Source organism: Pontiella sulfatireligans, from assembly GCF_900890705.1.
GTDB lineage: Bacteria > Verrucomicrobiota > Kiritimatiellia > Kiritimatiellales > Pontiellaceae > Pontiella > Pontiella sulfatireligans.
This window is the reverse complement of record NZ_CAAHFH010000001.1, coordinates 539,545-564,196: the sequence shown is the minus strand read 5'-3', so window position 1 is coordinate 564,196 and position 24,652 is coordinate 539,545. Positions and strand designations below refer to the sequence as shown.

Genomic DNA, 24,652 nt, shown 5'->3' with positions numbered 1-24,652 from the left:
TTATGAAAAAGAACATAGGTTGTGTAATGATGATGCTGGTCTTGGCGACGGGCAACCTGTGCGCCTGCGCCGACAAACCCTATATAGACAACTGGGCTTTGACCATTCCCGGCGGCGGTGCGGGTTGGCTTGGGGTCACCCAGGAGAAGGGAGAGCTGAAGGGCGACATTCTTTGGGGTGGCGGCAGTGTGACACCGGTGGACTCGATCAAGATCGAAGACGGAAAACTTATCGTCACGCGCGTTCAGGTCCAGCGGCGCGGACCGGACAAGGGAAAGAAGATTACCGAAACTATCACGGCAACGCTGGATGGCGACGACCTGAAGCTCGTTACCGTAAAAAACAAACCCGACGGCAAGCAGTTCGGGCGGGCGGACTTTACCGGGAAACGCATGTCTCCCCTGCCCCCCAAGCCGGATCTGTCCAAAACAACCCGGGAGAAGCCGATGGCCTTGTTCAACGGCAAAAACCTGGATGGATGGGTATTGACCAATCCAAACAATGCCAATGGATGGGTTGCGGAAAACGGCATACTGGTCAACAAGCCAATGCAGACCGAGGGCAAAAAACATGTTGCCTACGGGAACCTGAAGACCATCGCCGAGTTCGAGGATTTCAACCTAAAGCTGGAGGTCAATGTCCCGGAAAAATCCAATAGCGGAATCTACCTTCGCGGCATCTACGAGCTTCAAATCCTCGATTCCTACGGGAAGCCTCTAGACTCCCACAACATGGGCGCAATCTACAGTCGCATCACCCCCGCTGAAAGCGCGGAGAAACCGGCGGGGCAGTGGCAAACGCTGGATGTTACCTTGCTGGAGCGGCACGTAACCGTGGTATTGAACGGAACAACAATTATCGACAACCAACCGCTGCTGGGCTGCACGGGTGGAGCACTGGGATCGGATCCGATGAAACCCGGCCCGCTCTACCTGCAGGGAAACCATGGCGCGGCCAGTTTCAGGAACATAGTGCTTACCCCCATTGCCGGACAAAGGTAAATAAAACCTCTCGAAAAACAGGCAGAAAAGGGAAAAAGAATAATATGGAAACAGGAAATCGCATGATGATGAAACAAATCGTATCAATCGCCCTGCTCGCTTCGGCTTGCGGATTGGCAAGCGCTGAACGCCCGGACAAACCGAACGTTGTACTGATCTTGGCCGATGACCTGGGCTGGCAGGATGTAAAATGCTACGACATCGACGAACCGTCTCCCTACGAGACGCCCAACATCGACCAGTTGGCAAAGGAAGGCGTTAAGTTTTGGCAGGCCTATTCCCCCGCCCCGACCTGCGCCCCCTCGCGCGGTGCCATATTGGCAGGAAAACATCCGGCACGTTTGCAGCGGACGCATGTGGTTGGCGGCGCGCCGCCCATTCCGCACAACGAAAAAGTATGGTCGGTGATCTCGCCTTGGTACAGCGGTAGACTGCCGACATCCGAGACCACTCTGCCGGAAGCGCTGAAGGCAAACGGCTATACAACCGGTCACTCCGGGAAATGGCATATCGCTATAAGTCATCATGCGTTTCCCCAGCCTGAAGATCATGGATTCGATTTTACGCGAAGCAACCTGGGCGTCAGTGCAAAGATGAATCCCCACCGACTGACCGGATTTGCCACGGATAAGAAGAACGATAAATACCGCCTGGACAAAAACGGGTTCCCGTACGATCAGACCACGGCCGATGCGTTGGATTTTTTGGAACAATCCAAGGACAAACCCTTCTTCCTCTACTATGCCACCTTTCTGGTCCACACCCCGATCCACTCCCAGAGCGAAGCGCTGCTAAAGAAATACTGCAAAAAGATGGACGTTCCCTATCCTGAGAACCCCGAGGGCTGGAAAATTCCGGGGCAGAAAAACCCCTATTACGGCGCGATGGTCGAGATGTTCGATCATTATGTCGGGCAGGTGATCGACTATTTGAAAACCACCGACGACCCGCGCTGGCCGGGGCACAAGCTGGTTGAAAACAGCTACATTATTTTCACCTCGGACAACGGCGGAATGGAGAAGTATCCCAGCGAGATCATCACCGACAACTATCCGCTGGACGAAGGGAAGATCCACGCCCAGGAAGGCGGGATACGCGTACCCATGATTTTCTCAGGCCCCGGCATCCCCGCAGGCGAGGAATCCAACGTGATGGTCAATGGGCTCGACTTCTACCCCACTATCCTGAACTGGACCGGCACCGAACAACCCGAAGAACAAGCGCTGGACGGCGCCGACCTCTCCAGACTGCTGAGCCAAAACCCGACAGACCGAAATCTGGTGAAGGAAGCCGACGGCAGCGTGCGCAACAGCATGATGCACCACTTTCCCAACAGCGCTTCCATGCATTCCACCCTGCGCATTGGTGACTATAAAGTGATTCGCAACTTCAAGCCGGAAAAGAAGCGTTTGGAACTCTACCGGCTCTACAAAAACGGCGACCAAAGAGTGGACATCGAAGAGATGAACGACCTGGCCGACAAAATGCCGGAGAAAGCGCAGCAAATGGATCGACTGCTACAACAGAAACTGGAATCCATGGGCGCCAGCTTCCCCTACCTGAATCCATTCTGCCGCGCCGACCTGCCTCATAAAGACGGCGTCTGCAAGGTCCTGGAATCCGGACAGAAAGACAATCAGGTCTGGTTGAAGTATGCCGAGCAAGGCAACCGGGTGGTCCGGGCGAATCTGCTCTACACCACCAACGGCGGGCAACAATACGAAGAATGGTATCGCGCCCCGGCAACACTCGAAAGCGGAAACACCGTAAGCGCCACGTTGCCGACCAACACCACCCACTATCTATTCAATCTGGTCGACGAATACCAGTTCCTCATCAGCCACCCCAGAATGGGAAGCATGTCGGATTATAAAAAAGGAAATTATTCAACCCGGGCATTGGCGATTGAATAATTGCCCCTCGGCGAAACGAGCACCGGCCCTGTTTGAAACGTTCACGGTGTTCACTATTTCCTTCAGAAATTATCGCTTAGCGGCTGCGAAAATTATTTACGCTTCGCTCAGCGCTGGAGACACGGAGACTCCGCATTTTATATTGCTCCGAGCCTCTAGGGTAAAAAATGCGAATGTACGGAATCGGTACAATGGGAAATTAGAGCCCCCACAGGCAAGGCGGCATGAACTATTGACGACTGACCCTAGGAGAATCCAGTTATGAAAACGATCCGTTTTAGTATTGTCGTTGTTTGTTTTGCCTCGTTTGTTTTTGGTGACGCCCGGCCGCCATCGACACGTGTCGCAGATTCGGGGCAAGGCCTAGGAAAAGCTGATGCCCCCGAAAAGAAATTAAATCCAGATACTCAATGGTTGCGTGACGCCAAATGGGGCGTGTTCGCACACTATCTGGCTCATACCGCCAGCACCGAGGTCCCAGGCGAAATGAACCGTGCGGTCTGGAACAAGCGGGTGGACTCGTTTCAGGTGAAGCAGTTGGGGGAACAATTATCAGCGCTCGACGTTCCCTACTTCTTTATCACCATCAGCCAAAAGGGAGGATATTTCTGCGCACCAAATAAAACGCATGAGAAATATTTTGGCTCAGACAACTCGAACTCATCGAACCGTGACTTAGTTGCCGACCTGGCTGCGGAACTCATTCCACGGGGAATAAAATTGTGTGTCTATCTGCCCGCGTATGGGAGAAAGGAATCGGCCGAAGGTCAAAGCCAGTGGCAGGAAATCATCGCCGAATGGTCAAATCGATGGGGCAATTCCATCTCGGCCTGGTGGATTGATGGCTGTGTATTTCAGCAGCCCGAGATGTATCATGCCTATACGGAGGCCTTTAAATCCGGCAACCCGGATGCTCTGGTTTCCTATAACACCGGCCCCATCGGTTGGAGCCGTGAGCCGAAAAAGCCGGCAACGGCCTATGAAGACTATCTGGCTGGAGAGGTAAACTGGAGGTTGCCGGTAAGCGGAGTCCGGCCTTGGGATCGAAAGGAGTACTATATGGGTCCAAACCTTCTAGGCGACCAGCTTCATTTTCTTACTTTCCTAGGCACCTTCTGGGGCATGGGCGAGCCGCGTTTCCCCGACGAATTGGTCGTCGGCTGGACCAAACACACGAACAATCATGGCGGAACGATTTCCTGGGATGTCCCATTGAGCTATTCCGGCGTTATTCCTGCGAGCCATTACAGGCAGCTTCAGGTGCTGAAGGAAGCAACGCGTTAAGACGGGACATTGTTCGCAACAGAAGAAAAGTATGCGTCTCTTCGGCGACCGCCTTGACGGAGTTACTCGCAGGTGGTTTCGCGGTTTGATTTCCAGCGGGCAGGCGTCCAACTGGCCGCTTCGGATTGATTCATGGTCGGTAAAGCCGTAAGGACTTCACGAAGGTAGACTGCCGGATTGATATCGAGCTTTCGGCAGGTTTCAATGAGGCTATAGATAACAGCGCTGGTCTGGCCGGAGTCAGGGCTGCCGAAAAAGAGAAAATTCTTTTTTCCGATGGCGGTCGGCCGAATGGCGTTCTCGACAAGGTTGTTGTCGATTTCGAGCCACCCATGCTCAAGGTAGAAGTTGAGCGCATCCCAGCGTTCGAGGGTGTAGTTGATCGCTTTACCGAAATTGCTTTGCGGCAGCTGCCGGAACCGTTCGGTTTCGAGAATGGTTTTGATTCCTTCCATAACGGGTGTTGCGTGTTCCCGTCGATATGCGGCGGGGTCGAGGTCGGGGTTGTTGCGCAGTTTTCTTTCAACCCGGTAAAGTTTGGCAATGCGTTTCACGATGTCCTCCGCAGTCGGATTGCCCGGAACCTCTCTGAACTTGCGGCGGGCATGCGCCCAGCAGGCGGCATGAATGATTGCGGCTTTTTCTTTTGCATGCGACTTCTTATTCAGCCAGCTGGTATAGCCAGCGTAGCCATCGGTTTGCAGCAGCCCGGCATAATCAACCAACATCGAGTCAAGGCAGGTCGCAGCGCGACTAGCATACCATTCAAAGAGCACACCTTTGCCTGGCGAATGATAAGCCCATAGGTATCCGTTGGGACAGTAGTCCTTTTTCGGATCTTGATATTTGATAAAAGTCTCGTCGGCCTGAATGTATCCGCTCGCGCGGATTTCATTTCGAAGTGCTTCATAGATCAGAGATAACCATTGGGCTACGAGATACATCCATCCGCCCATCGTTTTCCGACTGATCTCAACTCCAAAGCGTTGCTTAAAAATTTGTTCCTGCCGATAAAGCGGGAGGTGGTCGCAGTATTTACTCAGGATGATATGAAGAACCAGTCCGGTGGAAGCGTAGGAGTTTTCGATCAGTTGCTTCGGCGCGGGAGCAATCAGCGGAGCAATGGAACGGTCGTCGCGCTTCTTGTATTTGTTGCGAATGATGACCGTGCGAAAGAAGCGCGTCGGCGTGACATCTAGTTTTTCGGTGCGGACTTCGGCAATCTTTTTGTACAGCTCCGGATGGGCAAGAACTTCATCTGGATCAATAATAATGGTTTCGGTCGGGAGGTCTTTGGGAATGCGCGCATCGAGCCCCTTGCGCTTCCCTCGTTTTGATTCCTTTTGTTCTTCTTCGGCCAACTCGGCTTTCGTTTCGGCCAGCTCCAAAGCCTCTTGCAGTTCGCGAAGTTCTTCAAGCTCGAGTTCCAGCTGATCGGGGCTGAGTTTTTCCGAACTGCGCCCGAATAGCTTCTTCATCAGGCACTGAACTTTTTCCTGAAGCAGGTTTACCTCGCTCTTTAGACTCGCATTTTCGGCGAGCAGTTGATTGAAATTTTCACGCGTATAAACCATGCCGCACATTATATCAAAACTCGTAAAAAATGCGGCACCAACCTGGCGAAAAACGCAAAAGAATCAGCGTTGGTACCAGGGCTTAAACGAGCCCTGCTTCAGGTCAACGCCATCGAGCAGGAGGGCCAGTGCTTCCGGTGCGAGTGCGAGTTTTTCACTTTCTCCAACGCCCTGCGGCCAGGTAAAGCAACCTTGCTCCAGTCGTTTGATCGCCACCCACATGCCCGTGCCGTCCCAGTACAGTGTTTTGATCCGGTTCCGTCGGCGATTCGTAAATACATACAGCGCCCCCGAACACGGATCCTCCTTCAGTCGATCCAGCACAACCCCATGCAGTCCGTTAAAACTTTTACGCAAGTCCACTGGCTCCACCGCCAAGAATACCCGGATCGAATTACTTAATCCAAACATCCGGCAGCCTCCCTAAGCACGGTGCCAAGTCCTGCCGAAGAGGCAATCGGAACCACGACCTCAATCTGATTCGGAAGGCGAATTCGCACCTCATCAGCCAGAACCGCTTCACGGCGAAGCTCGACCTCGCAAAAAGACACCTCATTATCTTCCCGCTCGATTCGCAGCCAGCGGGCCAGCGTTTTGGAATTGAGATTCCATTCCCGACAGAACGCCGCCTGTGTCAAACCAGACGTTTTATATTCCTCGATCAACTCCCGGCGTTCTTCATCCGTATAAGAAGCACGCCCCAACCCATTATTTTCATTCGTATCCATGCCCGATAAATTATCAGGCTTTGGCTGGCTTGCCTATGGGGTCGGGGAAGAGGCGCATACTTTCGGGACACCTCCGGTCCACCCATTGGAAACTCATAAACCCGGAGCTAAAACCCAAAATGACGCTTAAGGCGGACTGCCCCGAATGGCATCAACGTAATAGCTCCCTGTATTTGTAGGACACGTTCCTCTTACAGCTTCCTTTTACATAGGAAACTATTGTTTTCATGAAACGATCTCTGGAGCAACTGTATGGCGATTTCCTGGAGTGGAATCTACTGACTTTTATGGAAGTTCCTGCTCCATTATTGATGGGCATATCCCGTCAAACAATGCGTTTGATCCATTCAACGTAGCGAGGAGCCAAAAAATAGATCGTTTGGATCCTGTCCGACAGAACAACTATTTCATGACGCAGTATATCCGTTACAGAAACATCTAGGTTTATCGGGTGCGCAGCTCTGAAAAGACATCGCCCTCGGGTTTCACCGGAAGGGTTTTCCGCCAGGCATCGATTTTTTTGAGCAGTTGCTTCACGACTTCCGGGTGCTGTTCTTTCTGGTCGTTTGTTTCGTATGGGTCGGCGGCGATGTCGTAGAGTTCGACGTAGCCCATATCCTTGTTGGCGACCAACTTCCAAGTTTGGTCCACCACGGCGAAGGAAACCCAATGGTCGGACTTGCCTTGCTGAGCCGGCCACGGGGAATCGAATTTCCAGAACAAGGGTTTTTCACGCTTCGGTGCTGTTGCACCTTTCAACACGGCGAGCTGGCTTACCCCGTCCGGGCGATAGGAGGCGGGCAACGCTACCCCGGCCACTTCGCAAAATGTGGGCAACAAATCAACGGCGGAGATGAGCGATACGTCATCCACCTTTCCCGCCGCCACTTTCCCGGGCCAGCGGACAATGAACGGAACGCCGATGCCACCTTCGAAGAGCGCGCTTTTGTATCCCTTTCGTCCGCCGGTGATGCCCTTGGAGGCACCGATCCCAAAACCAGCGCCGGTGGCGGTGTCGTGCTGCAGCGAAGGTTTCGTCGGCTTCGCCGCGCGAGCCGGCCCGTTGTCGGAACTAAAGACCACCAGCGTGTTGTCCGCAATGCCCAGGCGATCCAATGCGTCGAGCACTTCGCCGATGCGGTCGTCGGCATGCGACAGGACCGAGGCATAGATATTGTCGGCCTCTTCCAGATCGGGAAAGCGCCAGCGGTATTTCGGTACGGTGTGGAACGGCGTGTGCGGTTCGTGCATCCACAGATTGATGAAGAACGGTTTGCCCGCCTTGTGGCTTTTTTCGATGAAAGCAATCGCGTTGTCGGCATCTTCATGCACCGGCATCTGTTCCCCCGCGCAGTTGAACGCGCCATACTCGTCGTAGCCATATTCGCTTGGCACGGGTGAATCGGGAATCATGTTGTTGGAGAGGTGCCACTTTCCGTAGTGGGCCGTGGCATAGCCGCCCTTTGTCAGCATGCGGGGCAGGAAGGGAGCATCCAGGGACAGCCAGTCGGGCATGCCGCGCTTCTCATTGGTCGGCACCCAGGCAAAATGACCGTCAATATTGTAGCGGGCTGGAAAGTGTCCGGTCACCACCGCAGTCCGGCTAGGCGAGCACACACCGCTGGCCACCGTGAAACGATGGAAGTCCGTCCCCTCCTCCGCCAGCCGGTCAATGTTCGGTGTTTTGACATAGGGATGCCCGTGGCAACTCAGATCGCCCCAACCCCAGTCATCGCCAAAGATGAAAAGAATGTTTGGGCGCGCCTGTTCAGCCTGGACATTCGCCACGCTCAAAAGGGCAACCACAAATCCGACAAAACCCAACTTCAACCACTTCATTTTCATTTGCACTCCATTCTTTTGTTTGCAGGGACGTTTTCGTTCCGGTAGTCACCGGACATTCGACTATAGATCCTTCAAATTTTGTTCGCAACTTTTTTGCCACTTGCCCAATTTGAACCTTAATCGTGTCGCAATCTCCGGCTTCAGACCGGCCATGTCCTTGGCTTCCGAACTGGCTGTCCCCCAGACAGGAACCGCCTGACCCCGCGGCGGGACCATGTGATCCGCAAAGGCCGTGGGAAGAGTCAATGAAACGGCAAATCCACACGGGGCGAACAGCAAAAGTGCCACACTGATCATGATAATCTTTTTCATCTTGTTCACTTTTCTCTCATTATGGCGGCGGTCTCGTGCCGCCGCCAAATTTCTTATCACAACAGTTTACTTGCTGACTTCCAGTTTGATGAATTTGGCAACTGTTGCGGCCTTGGTCCGGTTGGTGACGGTCTTGAAGCCGCCGGATTCCGCCGTCTGGCCAACCAACTCGATGTCGTTGGTGTCGGCCGCGGTGGTGACCAGGTTGGACGTGGCGCCCACCTCAAAGGTCAGGTCTGGATCCTGGTTTTGATTATAGACGTGGTAGAACCAGTTCGTGCCGCCATCGTCGGCCATATAGGTGCTCGGAGAAACTGCGGCCGCGTCATCATTGGTCGGATTGCCGCCGAGGGCATATTCCATCAGGTTATCGAGCCCGTCCGGCTCCACATCGGAGCCTTTCAACGCATCGTCGCCGGTCAGGTTATAGGATTCCGCCCATGCGTTATACGGGGATGTAGCCTCCCCCCGGCACTGAAAATACTTCACATTTGCGGCCGCAAAGTTCCCCGAGGCGGTCACATCAAAGTAGTAACCAACGGCTGTAACGTTATCCAGCGTCGGAGTTGCCGCCGCGCCAATGGTTGCCGTTCCACCAGAAAACGGGGCAAACAGGTTCCAGGTCAGACTTGAAACCGAGGCTGAATGATTCGTGAATACGGCACCCGTGTAGGCGAAGGTTTGCGTGCTGACATACCACTGACTGTCCTGCTCAACCAGCCACTGAATGGTCCCGGTGTTGCCAGCTATTCCCCCGACCGTAACAGAAAAGTCTGTGACCGCCCGAGCCATTGTCAGAAAATCCTGCCAGACGTGCATTCCTTTTAAGTTATAGCCGTACCCCGAAACGTTGGATGCGGTCCGAATATAATCTCCGGATGCATCATCGACAATCTCGACTTCCTCATTGGCAATCGATGAAGCCCCATAAATGTTGGGCGACCGGGTGGTGCCTGCGTTCGGATAATAACCGGCATATCCTCCAGTAAGCAGGTCTCCATCCCACGTGGTCTGCATATTGTTCGCATTATTGATCGTGGTTGCCACAATAATATCGGTCTCACCTGCGGCAGAGCCCCACTGAACCATATCACCGGCCTCCGGCGGCGCAGACACCTCTATGGAAACCGTGGCCGGTTCGCTGTTTGCATCGCCATCGTTAACCGTAAAGGTAAAGCTGTCTAGCCCGAGATAATCCGAATCCGGCGTATAGGTCAGGTCCGGAGCCGTCCCCGTCAACACACCGTTGGTGGGATCACTCGCCACAGAATAGGCCAGGTTGCTGCCTTCTGGATCGCTTCCGGTCAATATGATGTCGACAAACGTATTCTTCTCTACGACTACGCCTTGCGCGTCGGCAACAGGCGGACTTTGCGGATTTACCGAAATCGAAACCGTGGCCGGCTCGCTGTTTGTTTCGCCATCGTTGACCGTAAAGGTAAAGCTGTCTGGCCCGGTATAATCCGTGTCCGGCGTATAGGTCAGGTCCGGAGCCGTCCCCGTCAACACACCGTTGGAGGGCGTGCCCACAGAATAGGCCAGGTTGCTGCCTTCCGGATCAATTGCGACCAATGTGATGTCCACGAATGTATTCTGCACCACGTCTACGCTATCATCATCGGCGACTGGAGGAAGGTTTTCCCCGCTCGATTCAGCGACCCGCACATTGTCGATGTCGAATGTCGGAGCCAATGCCGTGCCAAGTGTCCTTATCTGAGCAAATGCCAACGTCATATAATCCCCGGCCACGCCTGCCTCGGTCAGTTCGACATTAAAGCTATACGTTCCATTGGCCGTGATGCCCGTTCCACGGGAGCCGGTGTCGCCGATCACGGTGCTAGGTGCCGTTCCTAGGTTCCGCGGCCAGGCGTCGGCAGCACTGTTAGCGCCAACATCCCACAGGGCATAGAGGGTATCAAGGCCGCTTCCTTCATGCACCGCCATTCCCGCCGACCCCGTGCCGGCTACCCAGTTGCTGACATCGAATGAGACGGTATAGGTTCCCGCGACCGCAGCCGACGTATCGATAGTTACCGTAATGCCCCGATTACGCGCACTGCTGCCGCCGGTGTCTGAGCCGATGGAAAGCACACCGCCGGCCTGGGTCACGGGAAACGTAGCGGCGCCACCCCACTCACCAAATACGTGATAGGGTGCCACTGAACCAGCGGCACCTACCGCGTGGTCTTCGGAGGCGGTATACCCCGGATTGAGATTGAAATCTTCTTCATAGAGCGTTCCCTCCGGCTGCGCAAGCACCCCTATGGAAACCGTGGCGGGCGCACTGTTTGTTTCGCCGTCATTGACCGTGAACGTGAAACTGTCGCCCCCCTCATAGTCTGTGTTTGGCGTATAGGTCAGGTTCGGAGCCGTGCCGTTCAACACACCATGGGAGAGTGTATCCGTCACAGAATAGGTCAGGTTGCTGCCTTCCGGATCACTTCCGGTCAATGTGATGTCAACGAACGTATTCTTCTCTACGTCTACGCTCTGGGGGTCGGCTGCTGGAGCACGGTTTTGCGGCGGTTGCCCCACGCCAGTGGCCACGCACCGGAAGTGCGTCACAAAGCAACCGGTATGGAAAGCCGTCGTCGTTCCGTCGAAGTAGTAGCCGACCGATGTCACGTAATCCAGCGTAATATTCGTCGTAACGGTTCCAATCGTTTCAATCCCCCCCGAAAACGGGGTGAACGCGACCCACGAAAGGGTGGATGCATCCTCGACGGCAAACGAGGTAAATGAACTTCCGTTAATGATGTAGCGATCCGTGCTGATGTAGAATTGGCCGTCTTTTTCAACGAGCCAGCGTACCGAGCCGCTATCAGCGGAATCACGTGACTTGGCTACAATTGAGAACGTGGCAATCTCGCGTCCATCCGTCAGGAAATCTTGATCCTGCCAGACGAGCATACCCCGATAGTTGCCCCCCCATCCGGCTGCATTCATACGGGTTTCCATATAGTCCCCTTCAGCTCCGTCTTGGATATCTGTTTCGCCGCTGTTGATGCTTCCCGCGCCATAGAAGGAGGGCGTCCGGCTGGTGCCGGCAAATTCGTAATAATTAGTGCCGACCGCCGGACTGATCAGCGTGTTCGGATCGTAGGTGTTGCCCTGCACGTTCGCCACAACCTGCTGGCTCGTCACAATGTTTGTTTCCGCGACAGCAGATCCCCACTCAACCAGTACATTCGGCACGATCGAATTAGTGGAATCCACGGAATCGACCTGGATGAGGAGCGTTGTGTAATCGAGCCCCCCCTGCCCGTCAGAAACCTGTATGACCCAGCTGTTCAGATTGGTATCCGCCGAAGTCGGCACCCCGCTGAGCGCACCGTTCGTTGCAATCTGCAGCCAGTTCGGGCCGCTGTACTTGCTGTAAATCAGCGTGTCGTTATCCGCATCCGTTGCGGATCCTGCCACCGTTCCGCTGTAGGCCAACCCTTTGGCCTTGATCGTCCCGGTGGCCGCATCGAGCCCAGACTCCAGCGTTCCGTTTGCGTTCGTGATGGGATCGCCGCTGAAGACCGGAATCCTGTTGGCGAAAACATCCATCTCCCCATAGAAGGTCTCCTCGTGCTGAATATCCCATAACAACCAACGAGCCTCAACCAACGGCTCTCCAAATGAATTCAGCGTATTCACCGAAACCTGATTCGTCTGCGTTGCGGGGACTCCGGCATCCACCGATGTGATCAGCATCCAGCCATTGGAAACCAACGCGGTGCCATCCGCCGCAGCGGAGGTTGCATCGGGAAGCGACTCCGCATTACTGTAGTAGAAATCGTATTTCTGATTCGCATACCAGGAATAGGTATTCACTTCACCCACCTGAACGGTTTCCGAAAATTCCATCACCAGACGATTCGGGCCCGCATCGGAAAACCAGAGGCTTGATGCCGTATGGCTGACACTGGGTTGCGCCGCGCCGTCGACCAGAATGGAGAGTCCGGCACCGGCGGGTGTTCCGGCAACGCAGGAGATCGTTACGCCGTTGCCTTGCGAAACATCGGCATAGTCAGCGGCAGACGGGGCTTCTGCCTGCGCGCCGGTTGAAACCTGACTGAGCGTTGAGACCCCAACCGGTATCTCCAGCGTCGCAAATCCGGTTCCGCCCGATCCGTCGGACACCCAGACCGACCAGCTGTTCGAACCCAGATCGCTCGCGGCGGGCGTTCCACTGAGCTGTCCGTCCAATGCAACGTTCAACCAGGCCGGGCCGGAGAGTTTGTGATAGGTCAGGCTGTCGCTGTCCGCATCCGTTGCCGATCCGGCCAGTGTTCCGCTATAGGCCACGGCCACACCGCCGGTGCTTCCACTGATTGGATCGCTGCTGAAACCGGGCGCATTATTTGTATCGACCGGGGCCCATTCACCCGCCCGGAATGCGGAAGCCACCAGACCCGCTCCGTTTACCAGATTCGGCATGGCGATACTGCTCCATGCAAAACGCACGGAAACAGGCGCGGGAACGCTCGGCGAACTCAAGACCACATGCTCGTCGACGATCCCCGCCACGGCGGAGCTGAACACGTCATCGCTTCCAGCAATTTCAAACCAGTCTGGAGCCAGAGCGTCGCGGGTGGTCAGTCCGACGGCGGAATCAAAATAAACTTCCAGCGTGCCGTTCGTACTTTCCAAGGTTTGGAAAACCGGTCCTGTGCTGACTATGTCCTGGCCATAGGTGTTATCCAGAGCCAGCAGGGCCAGACGCGTTCCAGGGGTCAGCTTGTCCGCCGGATGGATGCGATCGAGGTCCGAGGCATCGGTGATAACGGCCATACCGGTGTTGGGAATGGTTGCGACAATGGCCGACTGCGCTTCCCAGAATTCGGGCAGAACATTCGTGGCCACAGCACCATACGAGGCGAGCTGAACGAAATAATAGGGAAAGGCTTCGCCCCACCGCTCGCGCCAGCCGTTGAGCAGGGCTTCGGTTTTATCACGGTAAAGCATCCCGTCGCCACGATTAGATTCTCCCTGATACCAAATGGCTCCGCGCATCGCATACGGGACGTGGGCGTGGATCATCCCATTATACAGCGCCGACGGCGATTGTTCGGTTGCATTTTCATCCGTGAGGTTATTCATTTCCGCCACGATATCGGTCAACGAGTCCATATTGTAAAACCCTTCAGGCGGGGTCCACGGCTCGATTTTGGTGCCCCCCAAGGCGCTCCGCAGCAGACCGATCGGAACACCGAGTTCCTCCTGCAGCTTTACCGCAAAATAGTAGGCCACTGCGGAACAGTCTTCGGCCGTGACGGGCGTGCAGACATCCCACGTCGCCGCAATGGTTTCTTGCGGGGTCGCGGAATAAACATGAGGCGCATTGTAAATCCGGATCAACGGATAATCTCCCCCGGTTTCCCGAAGGTTCCAATCCATATTGGACTGCCCGGAGCAAAGCCACACTTCCCCCACGAGAACATCGGTAATCACAGTCGTCTGACCGCCGGATGAAACGATCAACGTTTGAGCAGTGGCTGAGGCCGACAGGGCATCCAGATCGACCCGCCAGCGGCCGTCATATTCGGCGATGGTGGTTTTTATCTGTCCGGAAAACTCAACGGTGACCTCGGCCTCCGAACTGGCTGTCCCCCAGACAGGAACCGCCTGATCCCGCTGCAGGACCATGTGATCCGCAAAGGTCGTGGGAAGAGTCAATGAACCGGCAAATCCGCACGGGGCGAACAGCAAAAGCGCCACACTGATCATGATAATATTTTTTATCTTTTTCATCTTTCCCTCTTTTCTCTAACATTATGGCGACGGTTTCGTACCGTCGCAAAAGTTCTTATCTATGACCTATATAATAGCTCCCCGGCACAGCACTCCTATCATCCGTTTAGAGGATGCCGGCCAACAACAGAAATGGTTCAATTATTCTCTCGAAGAATTCGCTTAAACCACTCTTATGTTGCGTAGTTCATTATGTTGCGACAGGCGCGTTTCCTGCATGAATCTCAATATTTGGAGCGGAGTTCGCAACATCATTCCCGGCACGAAGAGTAATCACAATAGTTTACTTGCTGACTTCCAGCTTGATGAACTTGGCCGCTGTTGCGGCCTCGGTCCGGTTGGTGACGGTCTTGAAGCCATCAGACTCAACCGACTCTCCTACAACATGAACATCATTCGTATCCCACGAAACACCTGTAAGATTCGTTTTAGTTCCCAGCGTATAACGAAGGGATTGATCATCCGTGCGTCTGTTGTGAACCAAATAGAACCAGTTGGTTCCAAGGACCGTAACTACGTAGGCAACCGGCGCAACAGCATCGGCGTCGGCGTTGGTCGGGTTTCCGCCGAGGGCGTATTCCGCCAGGTTGTCGAGCCCGTCCGGCTCCACATCGGAGCTCTCCAACGCATCGTCTCCGGTCAGGTTATAGGAAACCGACCATGCGCTATATGAACTCCCATCCATGGGCGGAGCACCCTGACCCACCCACACGTTATCGACGTCGAATTTCGGAGCCATTGCTGTGTCCGTTGACCTTACCTGAACCCATGCCAACGCCATCCAATCCCCGGACTCGCCGGCCTCGGTCAGTTCGACATCAAAGCTCACCGTTCCATTGCTCGAGATGCCCGTTCCCTTGGCACCGGCTCCCCAGGTACTTCCGAGCAAGGTCGAGGCTGCCGTTCCGCCGAAGTTTGGCGTGCTTCCAGCATCGTTGTTGTCGGCATTATCCAATTCGATATAGCCGGCATTAAGACCGCTTCCTTCATGCACCTTAAATCCCGCCGTACCCGTGCCGGCTACCCAGTTGCTGACCTCGAATAAGACGGTATAGATTCCCGCGGTCGCAGCCGACGTATCGATAAATACCGACAGGCCCCGCGAACGCGCACTGCTGCCGGTGGTATTTGAGTCGAAGTGAAGCACGCCGGTTCCCGTGGTCACACCAATTTCAGGGGTGCCATTGTAGTCGCCAAATGTGAAATATGCATTTGCTGAACCAACGGCACCTATCGCCGTGGCGTTGTTGCCGACATACCCCGGATCGACCGAGAAATCTTCTTCGTAGAGCGTTCCCGCTGGCTGTGCATACACCCATATGGAAACCGTGGCCGGTTCGCTGTTTGTTTCGCCATCGTTAACCGTAAAGGTGAAACTGTCTGGCCCTGTGTAATCCGTATCCGGCGTATAGGTCAGGTCCGGAGCCGTCCCCGTCAACACACCATGGGTGAGTGTATCCGTCACAGAATAGGTCAGGTTGCTGCCTTCCGGATCGCTTCCGGTCAATATGATGTCAACGAACGTATTCTTCTCTACGTTCACGCTCTGGGGGTCGGCTACAGGCGGCTCTTGCAGATATACTGAAATCGAAACCGTGGCGGACGCACTGTTTGTTACGCCATCGTTGACCGTGAAAGTGAAACTGTCTGGCCCAGTGTAATTCGTGTCCGGCGTATAGGTCAGATCCGGAGCCGTGCCTGTCAACGCCCCATTGGTGGGATTACTCTCCACGGAATAGATCAGGTTGCTGCCTTCCCAATCACTTCCGGTCAATGTGATGTCCACGAACGTATTCTTCTCTACGTTTACGCTTTGGGGGTCGGCTACAGGAGGAAATTGCCCATCCCACTCAACGGTGACGGTGACGGTATCCGAATCGGTCGCACCGTAGTCATCGGAAACAACAAGTCGCAACGTGTATGTGCCGGGCACATAGAAAGTGGCCGTGGTATTAAAATCAAAGGGATCGACAAAGGAAACCTCTCCGGGCCCGCTCTCCTTGCTCCAGACCGCGCTCACCGCATCACCGTCCGGGTCGTTTCCGACCCCGGAAAGGTTGGCTGAGACCATAAATCCTCCCGGGGCAACCGCCTTAAAAGGATGTTCTGCCGGCAGGTTTGCCGACATCTCCCACTTATGGGCAAGATATCCTTCGACCATCTGACGGTCGAGCGTCGACAGTCCCGGTGCAATAATCACTTCCCTCAAATACGCATCACAGCTGTAACCTGACGCTGCCCTGGCTGCCCCCAGAGAGAAGGATGTGTATGTCGGGAGTCCAATACCAACTTCATTGTCCTCAGTCAGCTTTTCATCGGCGAACACATTAACCAACCCTTTTTCTTCAAGAGGGTTGTTGAACATGCTCGTAATTTCATCAGAGCCTATAGTTGGCCCAATCCCGACAGAAGATCCAAACAAGGTTCCGATTCCGAAGTGAACCGGAAATCTTGCAGCAACACCCACCTCGGCACCCCCATATGCATTCCCCAGAAGACACCCGGAAGCTGCGTTTGCATTCAACATCATAATGACCGTCGTATTATTGTAATCGATGGCATTGGCGAGCGCATTTGCATTATTCAGATAGTAGCCGCCGCCCGAAAACGAGACAGACTCTCCAGGTTGATTTATGGGCTGGCTGGCTTCGGCTTCCTGCGTCATGTGGTAGCCATTGCTGCTTTTATCGTCCCATTGGCTGACCCGGCCGCCACTTGCTGTAATTGTTGCGGTATCCGCCGCGTCATACCAGGCCGTACATTGCTGAAGCTTTTCCGGGGTCCAGAGGCCTTGATCCATCAGCGTCACGTTCTGATCAGCCCCCGCATCTGCAACAGGAGGCCGGTTCAACACGAGGATACGAACAGTCCCGGTTGTGGATTGGCCATCCGAATAGGAAACATTTAAATAGTTCATCCCCTGATCCGATCCTGCGGGCGTTCCGCTAAGCGACCCGTCGGCCGCAACCTGCAACCACGCCGGTCCATCGATCTTGCTAAATCCCGAAGCCCCCGGGAGCGCCTCACTTAAACTGCCGGCGTATTCGGAATTAATGAATGCGGACGACATCACGATTAAGTTGGTGTAGTCCTCTGCCCACTCAATGTGGCTTTCCCTGTTTTTTATATCCACATAAACAAACGCGTGTTCAAATTCACGGGTAAAGACCAGACCGTAACGTTCATAATCCCCCAAAGGTGCACCCAGCGACTTTTCGTATTCAGGAATCGGCATCATCGAACCGGCGTCGTCTCCCGAACCCCATGAATTAAGGGAACCGCTATCACGACTCCATCCCCAGGAATAGCAAAGATATGAATATTTCCCCGCGCCAATCAGGAAACACGCCATAGGAAATTCGCGTCGCTCATAAAGCAACTGATTTTTTTCCGATACGGTCATCTCGGAGTAAGGAGAGGCAATCCAGTTGAACTCAGGCCACGCCTTGAGGATCATGACCTTGCCTTCCTTCGCCGCCGTCGACAGAGTCACGATGTTATCGATAAAATGGCTGTCATCCAGCGTATCCATATCCGCACGGATAAAATTGTCGATCATGGCCCCGTCCGTGGCCATCAAATGATCCCAGCCGCCGCCGGTGCCGGCATCGTTTTCCCAACCCCCATGAATGGGATTGAGTATCTGCATCCCGACAGGACCCATCTTCGCCCTCGCCTCTTCCCACATCGTAAAGCGCAAATTATTCAATACCTCGTTCTCGGCAATACTGAGGTACGGACTGCTTGCAGGATGTCCGGGTGTGTGTGAACTGTAGCCATCTATAAAAACGCCGTCGCAATTGTACTGCGTAATTGTCCGGCCGGCAATGTCGGTCCACCAGTCCCGAACCGCCGGGTTCGCAACAGCCAAATACTTATAATTCTCGTTCACCTGCACAAATTTTTCTGCCGGACCTTCCAGATTAAGCGTTTCAGCGTAATGCGGCTTCAGCCCATCCGGCGGCCAGTAGAACAGAACCTTTGCATCAGGGTTCAGAGCTTTTATATCCTGAGCTGCCTGGGAGTAGACCTCTTCAGCCCCCGCGACCTCATCGAAATATTCACCCGTCCAGCTTCCGCCGGTGAGGGTGATGAAATCGTAGCGGGCCGCGACTTCCGCAGTTTCTGCTGCGGTTAACCCATGAACCATATCCGTTCTCGGATTTCCGTTGCCGTCGAGAATCGGGTCTCCGTTTTCGTCACGCTCCCATACGGTATAAGACGCTCCAATGTGCATATTCAACGGAATTTTATCCCATGAGAATTCAGGATAGCCTTTGTCGACCGCAATCACATCGACTTCGGCAAATAGAGTCGGGGTCGGCTTGGCTTCAACGACCCACAGCAGGTGGCAGTAGGTTCCCAGCGCACCTCCTCCGGCAGCAGCTACAGAGGATCCATGCAAACCACCGTTAAATGCCCCTGCGGTATCCACCTGCGCGATATATTCCCAGCCGGAGGCGAGCCCATTCGTAAAAACAGGATCCAGCATTTCATGCTCATTCGATCCCCACAACGTAAAAAGCTGACGCGCCGCCTCGTTTCCCGACGAATCATCCTTGCGGCTGTAGGTATTGATTTTCTCAACGTCCGTGCGGCCGGGCAGGGTCAGGCCAAAGTATCCGTCACCCGAAAAAGAGACCGACTGCACCGGATCATTATCCTGTGTTGCCGCGAGTCCGTCATTCAATACAGGCAATACGGCTTCTGACAGGCCATCCGCAGAGAACGCCTTGACTCTAACACCGAAACCATCTGAAGCATCGTCATCCGCAATGGGAGCCCCCATGAACAGGCTCTCCCATGAACTTTGGCGATCAACCGTCGTGACACCCACCGGCGTCAGTCCATTAAGGTTGACGGACGCATGAGCATCCGGCACCGAAATCAGGCCCATGCATAAACTCAAGCAACCTGCTATTGATTTTGCTCTTTTCATTGCCGTTCCCTACGTCCTTCTTGCCCAGAAATAAATAACAGCTACCGAAGTCAATCCCCCGAATCAATGCTCCAAAAACTCAAAGTAGAACCTTTAATTTGGCATGGGTACCGGTTTGTACCGATCTCCGCAGCTCTCGTTGCAGGACTGAATCCATTTGCCCAGCGCCGCTTTCATTTCGGCAACCTGCTCGGGGTGTTGATCCGCTATGTCCCGCTTTTCATAGGGGTCCTCGATCATATCATAAAGCTCAGGCTTGGCCTTGTTTCCCCCAATGCCCACGACCAGTTTATAACGCTCGGTCATCCATGCTGCGTTTTGACTGTAGGCAAATCCCATGGGGCTGTTGCGCACCGTCATCTCGCCATTCAGCGCAGGCAGGATGCTGATGCCGTCCTGAGGCTGACTGCGCTCGGCATCGGGATCGCCCAACAGAGCCGCGAGCGTCGGGAACATATCTGCGGTATTGCACGGCATGTCGATTACCTCATGTTTCTTGAAAACTTTTGGATAAAAAAGGAGACTCGGGACACGGATTCCACCTTCATACATGGATCCTTTCCAGTCGCGGTAAGGCCCATTGGATCCAAACCCGCCGTAGTCCCCGAACTTATCGCTTTTGTTCTCAGCCGCGCCGTTATCGGAGCAGAACCAGATGAGCGTATTTTCATCTTCTCCCAGTTCACGCAAGGTCTGGCGAAGACGACCAATCTGCTCGTCCATGGCCGTAATCGCACCGTAATGGTGGCGGCCGGCATGTCCGTCATACATCTCTAGGTATTTCCCGCCACTCACCGTCGGTGTATGGGGCGTATGGAAACAGACATAGGCAAAGAAAGGATTCGGTTCATTCGCCTGCTCTTTTACGAAGGGAATAACCCGATCCATGATGATGCGGCTGTCGTCGCCAGAGAGATTGTCATTGTGATCAATCATCTTCCCTTTTTGGTTCCAGTAATTATTGCCCCAGAGTCCGGTCTCATAGCGTTTTTTCTGACCCCAAGACCCTTGGTCCGGAAGTTTCATGGGATCCCAGGTCGGGGCCACATTCTCGGTGCTAAAACAGACATCAAACCCGTTCTGCCACGGAGGGCTGAAGTCTTTCCCCGGCTTGCGGGGGCCGGTGATGAAATCATGGGTGCCTTCTTTGTCCAGCAATCCCAAATGCCATTTCCCGAAATGCCCCGTCGCATAGCCTTTCCCTTTGAGAAATTCTGAAATCAGGATATCGCTCGCCTGCACATGCGAGCTGCCCCAGTGGGAGATCCCCAGGCGGGCACCGTTCTGGCCGGTCATAATCGAGGCGCGGGTCGGAGCACATACCGTCGATGCCGAATAAAATCGATCAAAGCGGATGCCCTCTGCGGCCATTTTATCCAGAAAGGGTGTCTTCTGAACCGTATTGCCGTTATAGCCCGTATCGCCCCAGCCCATATCATCGGCCAGGATCAAAATAATGTTGGGCCGCCCACCGGCAGACTCCGCTAACGACCGGACGGCAAAACATGCCGTCAGGATAACACTCAATGTCAATCGGATCAGAAAGCTTGTCGATTTCAAACGTTTATTCATGGTTTTGTCTTTTAGAAATCCCCGCCGGTTCCGGCCCCATCTCCAGCTCCAGACTTCCGCCGGACACAATTTCATCATGTAGGATATAAAACCGATCGAGCGGCTTGCCGTTCAGTCGGATGGATTGAATATAGATGTTTTCCGCAGAATTGTTTTTCGCTTTGATCGTAAACTTTTCCCCCGAGTAATACTTCGAATCCAGCGCAATCTCGATCTTGCTGAAGACCGGGCTGGTGATCTGGTATTTTTTGTCGCCCGGACAGATTGGGTGGATGCCCATGGCGGCCAGTACATACCAGGCCGACATTTGGCCGACATCCTCGTTTCCGCAAATCCCGTACCGGTCGGCGCCATAGGCGGCGGCGCAGATTTTCCGCGTCCATTTCTGGGTCAGCCAGGGCATCCCGATTTCGTTAAACATGAACGGCACCTGATGAACCGGCTCGTTCGCATGGTTGTAATAATCATTCCACAGGAAATCATCCGGGGTGTTTTCGAAGAAGGAGACCAGCTCCTGCTCAAAGAATTCGGCTCCCATCAGGTCGACCAGTCCGGGCACATCGTGGGGCACAAACCAGCCCTGCTGAAAGGGATTCGACTCGCGGCACCCCTGCCCATGCACGGTTTTTCCTTTCCACTCAAGCCAGTTGCCCTCGTCATCCTTTGGACGGAACCAGCGAACCTCCTCATTCCAGAGATTGGTGTAGGCCTTGCTTTTGGCATAATACTCCTGCGCGATATCATCCCTGCCAAGGCTCTCGGAAAAACGGCCCAGGCACCAGTCCGTATAGGCATATTCGAGCGTTTCGGAAATGACGCCCTTTTTGCCCTCGGCATAACCGCGCTCCCCGTTTCCAAAAGTATCAACGCTGTTCTTGCAATAAGTAAACGCCTTATCGATGTCATAGTTGCGAATCCCCTTTTCGTGAGCGTCCACAATGACGGAAACACCGGGGTTGCCGAGCATGCAGCCGGAATAGGCATTGAGAATTTCCCAGCGCGGCAGATACCCCTTGCCGCTCAATTCCGCGAGTTGCAGCAACGAATTGATTTCGTCGTTCACCATTTCCGGATTGATGAGCGTTTGAAGCGGAAACTGGGACCGAAAAACATCCCAGCCACTGAAGATAGTGCGATAGGTAAAGCCGTCCGCTTGATGAAGCTGCCCGTCCGCTCCAATATAATTCCCGTTCACATCGGACGCGCTGCGGGGGTCAATCATCGTGTGGTAGAGCGCAGTGTAAAACTTGATCCTGTCCGCGTCGTTTCCGCCTTCGACCTTCACCTTTGAAAGGGCTTCATTCCACCGGTTCCGGCTCCCGCTTACCACCCGATCAAAATCCCAATGGGGGATGTCGTGCTCCAGGTTTTCCTGCGCCCCGTCCATGCTGACAAACGAGATCCCGCTCTTCACAAGCACCACTTCGTCCGCTTCGGTTTCAAATTCGGTGAAGAACCCCAGATGCGATCCCTTGGCGCTCCGTTGACCGCAAACAACCTCGGCCTCGGCCACCACCTGCTGATAGGCCTTGCTCTCGATTTGCTGGCGCTTGCGCGGCTGATCCGTCGGAATGTCGGCACGCCAGATTCCATGCTTTTCCAAGGGCTTGCTGAATTGGCAGTAAAAGTAGACGGTGTAGTCGGCTTGGCCGGCGCCGTTGCCCCAGCCGCCGCCTTCTGGCGGACACTTCATCCATCCACGAATTGTACGATCATCCACCACTTCAACAAATTGCTCGGTCGATGTACCCCCTACCCGGCGCGACAGATCGATCTGGATTCTCGATTGCTCGTTTTCGGGAAAAGTAAAGCGGAGAATTCCCGCGTGCGGCGCGGCCGTCAGTTCCGCCCGGATGCCGTAATCCGAGAGGGTCGCGGCATAGTAGCCCGCCTGGGCGATTTCGGTTTCATGGGAAAAACGGGAACGATATCCCGTTTCCGGGTTTTCCGGATCGCCCCGGTTCGTTTTGAGTTTTCCAAGGGTTGGAGTCACCAGAAAATTGCCCAGATCGCCGTACCAACCCACGCCGCTCATATGCGTAAAACTGAACCCCTCGATCGTCGGATGTTCGTAGGAATAGCCCGAGCCGTTGTCCCCGCCGGTCAAGGTGTCGGGACTGAGTTGAACCAGACCGAACGGGGTCGCCGCCCCCGGAAAAGTTTTACCCAAACCATGAACATCCGCTGTATCCTGTCGGTAGGTCACCGCCCCGATCATCGGATCGACATAGTCGACCGGTTGTTTCGCACAAACCATCCCTGCCATTCCCAGAACGGCACCCCCCATAAACCACCACTTCATATACTAACTCCAATTATTATTTTTCTACCGAAGCCGAAAACCCCTGCGGTGATTGTGCCCTTTCCAAAGATTCAGACCGCGTCGCACTGATGCAGGCCGGATCCGGTTTTTGGGGCAAGGTGGCATTCCATTCAAACGCCCGCTTTTTCAATCGGGAAACCACCTCCGGATATTGATCGGAAAGATCCTCAGCTTCCGCACGGTCGGCGGGGATACGATGCAGCTCAACCCGTTTGCCGTCATAGGTCGTCATCAGCTTCCACTCCCCGTCGCGCACCGCCAGACCCGGCCACAAATCATGCGTGCCGGCATAGCCCCGCCACTCCCAGAACAACGGGCGGGTGCGTTTGACGAGTTCGCCGTTAAAGGCGCTCAACAGGTTTTCGCCATCGCTCTGATAATCGGTCGGCAACGGAACGCCGGCCGCAGCGCACAATGTCGACAGTATATCCACCGTAGAAAGAACCGTCGTTTCATTTTTCAGCCCCGCCAGCGCATGACCCGGCCAGCGGACAGAAAATGGAACCCGCACGCCACCTTCAAACAGACTGCGCTTTTGTCCTCGCAAACCGCCCGTCTCCCCGACGCTGTAGTAGGTGCCGTATCCGTGCGCATTTCTTTCTACATCCTTCGTTTTTCCAGTAACCTCGGGCCCGTTATCGGAGGAAAAAATAACGAGGGTATTTTCCTCCAGCCCCATTGCTTTGAGAGCATCGAGAATTTGACCCACCTGATTATCGCCATCAGCAATCACCGCAGCATAGACCTGATGCTGCTCGTCGAGGTGCTCGAACCGCTTCATCGACTCGGCCGTCGGCCTATGCGGAGTATGGCTTTCGTGAATCCACACATTAACAAAGAAAGGCTTTCCCTGACTGGCCTTTATAAAGTCGATGGTGTCAGATGCCGTGTCATGCAACCCTTCCGCCGGCCAACCGGCTCCGCCGTTAAACACGGAGTTTTCATCGTAGCCGTAAGCCTCTGGAAGCGGAGCCCCCCAGGTCTGGCCATTGGTAAGGTGCCACTTGCCGAAATGGCCGGTACGGTAACCGGCCTGCTGGAGAAACCGTGCCAGCGTAGGGGCGTTGGGGTCAAGCCAGTCGGGCATATTCATCCTGCGGTTCAGCTTCGGCGAAGCGAAATGTTGATGGATACTGTAGCGGGCCGGATAACGACCCGTCATCAGAGCCGCTCGACTCGCCGAACAGACCGGGTTCATCACGTTGAATTGCGAGAATTCGGTTCCTTCGCTGAATAACCGGTCGAGATTCGGCGTCTTCAGCCAAGTATTCCCGTGGCACGACAGATCGCCCCAGCCCCAGTCATCGGCATAAATAAAAACAATATTCGGTCGCTCCTGTCCTGCCTGACTGGTTGCCACACCCATGAACATCGCCAGAACGGCACACCCTACAAACAAAAACTTCATATCCAACCCCCGGA

13 protein-coding genes are annotated in these 24,652 nt (G+C 54.5%); 3 read left to right on the top strand and 10 right to left on the bottom strand.

The window, feature by feature from the left end:
- Window positions 1-2: 2 nt before the first annotated feature.
- The 3 genes from SCARR_RS02090 (at window position 3) to SCARR_RS02080 (ending at window position 4,198) form a co-directional block, all read left to right on the top strand.
- The gene (locus SCARR_RS02090; protein WP_136059870.1) at window positions 3-1,001 is read left to right on the top strand and encodes a 3-keto-disaccharide hydrolase; all 999 of its coding nucleotides are present in this window, start codon (window positions 3-5) and stop codon (window positions 999-1,001) included.
- 65 nt (window positions 1,002-1,066) lie between these two features.
- Window positions 1,067-2,914 carry a sulfatase gene (locus SCARR_RS02085; protein WP_407984801.1) on the top strand — a complete coding sequence of 616 codons (1,848 nt, stop codon included), beginning with the start codon at window positions 1,067-1,069 and terminating at the stop codon, window positions 2,912-2,914.
- A 261-nt stretch (window positions 2,915-3,175) separates the two neighbouring features.
- Window positions 3,176-4,198 carry an alpha-amylase family protein gene (locus SCARR_RS02080; RefSeq protein WP_136059869.1) on the top strand — a complete coding sequence of 341 codons (1,023 nt, stop codon included), beginning with the start codon at window positions 3,176-3,178 and terminating at the stop codon, window positions 4,196-4,198.
- Between the two features lie 62 nt (window positions 4,199-4,260).
- Here SCARR_RS02080 and tnpC read toward each other — a convergent pair whose 3' ends face one another.
- From tnpC to SCARR_RS02030, 10 genes are all read right to left on the bottom strand, one after another.
- A complete protein-coding gene (gene tnpC, locus SCARR_RS02075) occupies window positions 4,261-5,772 on the bottom strand; it encodes an IS66 family transposase (RefSeq protein WP_281281164.1) in 1,512 nt (503 codons plus the stop codon).
- 63 nt (window positions 5,773-5,835) lie between these two features.
- A complete protein-coding gene (tnpB, locus tag SCARR_RS02070; protein ID WP_136059867.1) occupies window positions 5,836-6,183 on the bottom strand; it encodes an IS66 family insertion sequence element accessory protein TnpB in 348 nt (115 codons plus the stop codon).
- Entirely contained in the window at window positions 6,171-6,500 is a 330-nt protein-coding gene (gene tnpA / locus SCARR_RS02065; RefSeq protein ID WP_136059866.1) for an IS66 family insertion sequence element accessory protein TnpA, read from the bottom strand. The genes tnpB and tnpA overlap by 13 nt, the downstream gene beginning before the upstream one ends.
- Before the next feature lie 444 nt (window positions 6,501-6,944).
- Entirely contained in the window at window positions 6,945-8,345 is a 1,401-nt protein-coding gene (locus SCARR_RS02060) for a sulfatase family protein (protein ID WP_222846141.1), read from the bottom strand.
- A gap of 60 nt (window positions 8,346-8,405) precedes the next feature.
- Entirely contained in the window at window positions 8,406-8,666 is a 261-nt protein-coding gene (locus tag SCARR_RS02055) for a hypothetical protein (protein ID WP_136059865.1), read from the bottom strand.
- 57 nt (window positions 8,667-8,723) lie between these two features.
- Window positions 8,724-14,396, bottom strand: a complete 5,673-nt coding sequence (locus SCARR_RS02050; RefSeq protein ID WP_136059864.1) for an Ig-like domain-containing protein — start codon at window positions 14,394-14,396, stop codon at window positions 8,724-8,726.
- A gap of 283 nt (window positions 14,397-14,679) precedes the next feature.
- Complete coding sequence (locus SCARR_RS02045) at window positions 14,680-19,335, bottom strand: putative glycoside hydrolase (protein WP_136059863.1); 4,656 nt, start codon at window positions 19,333-19,335, stop codon at window positions 14,680-14,682.
- Window positions 19,336-19,428: 93 nt separating this feature from the next.
- Window positions 19,429-20,907, bottom strand: coding sequence for a sulfatase-like hydrolase/transferase (locus tag SCARR_RS02040; protein WP_168432905.1), 1,479 nt, complete (start codon window positions 20,905-20,907; stop codon window positions 19,429-19,431).
- The gene (locus tag SCARR_RS02035) at window positions 20,900-23,209 is read right to left on the bottom strand and encodes a GH92 family glycosyl hydrolase (protein ID WP_222846140.1); all 2,310 of its coding nucleotides are present in this window, start codon (window positions 23,207-23,209) and stop codon (window positions 20,900-20,902) included. Before SCARR_RS02035 ends, SCARR_RS02040 begins: the two co-directional genes overlap by 8 nt.
- 16 nt (window positions 23,210-23,225) lie before the next feature.
- Window positions 23,226-24,638, bottom strand: a complete 1,413-nt coding sequence (locus tag SCARR_RS02030) for a sulfatase-like hydrolase/transferase (protein ID WP_136059861.1) — start codon at window positions 24,636-24,638, stop codon at window positions 23,226-23,228.
- Window positions 24,639-24,652 lie beyond the last annotated feature (14 nt).

Coding starts and splice junctions, on each gene's coding strand:
- SCARR_RS02090 (WP_136059870.1), top strand. CDS start 3: ATGAAAAAGAACATAGGTTGTGTAATGATGATGCTGGTCTTGGCGACG.
- SCARR_RS02085 (WP_407984801.1), top strand. CDS start 1,067: ATGATGAAACAAATCGTATCAATCGCCCTGCTCGCTTCGGCTTGCGGA.
- SCARR_RS02080 (WP_136059869.1), top strand. CDS start 3,176: ATGAAAACGATCCGTTTTAGTATTGTCGTTGTTTGTTTTGCCTCGTTT.
- tnpC (WP_281281164.1), bottom strand. CDS start 5,772: ATGGTTTATACGCGTGAAAATTTCAATCAACTGCTCGCCGAAAATGCG.
- tnpB (WP_136059867.1), bottom strand. CDS start 6,183: ATGTTTGGATTAAGTAATTCGATCCGGGTATTCTTGGCGGTGGAGCCA.
- tnpA (WP_136059866.1), bottom strand. CDS start 6,500: ATGGATACGAATGAAAATAATGGGTTGGGGCGTGCTTCTTATACGGAT.
- SCARR_RS02060 (WP_222846141.1), bottom strand. CDS start 8,345: ATGAAAATGAAGTGGTTGAAGTTGGGTTTTGTCGGATTTGTGGTTGCC.
- SCARR_RS02050 (WP_136059864.1), bottom strand. CDS start 14,396: ATGAAAAAGATAAAAAATATTATCATGATCAGTGTGGCGCTTTTGCTG.
- SCARR_RS02045 (WP_136059863.1), bottom strand. CDS start 19,335: ATGAAAAGAGCAAAATCAATAGCAGGTTGCTTGAGTTTATGCATGGGC.
- SCARR_RS02040 (WP_168432905.1), bottom strand. CDS start 20,907: ATGAATAAACGTTTGAAATCGACAAGCTTTCTGATCCGATTGACATTG.
- SCARR_RS02035 (WP_222846140.1), bottom strand. CDS start 23,209: ATGAAGTGGTGGTTTATGGGGGGTGCCGTTCTGGGAATGGCAGGGATG.
- SCARR_RS02030 (WP_136059861.1), bottom strand. CDS start 24,638: ATGAAGTTTTTGTTTGTAGGGTGTGCCGTTCTGGCGATGTTCATGGGT.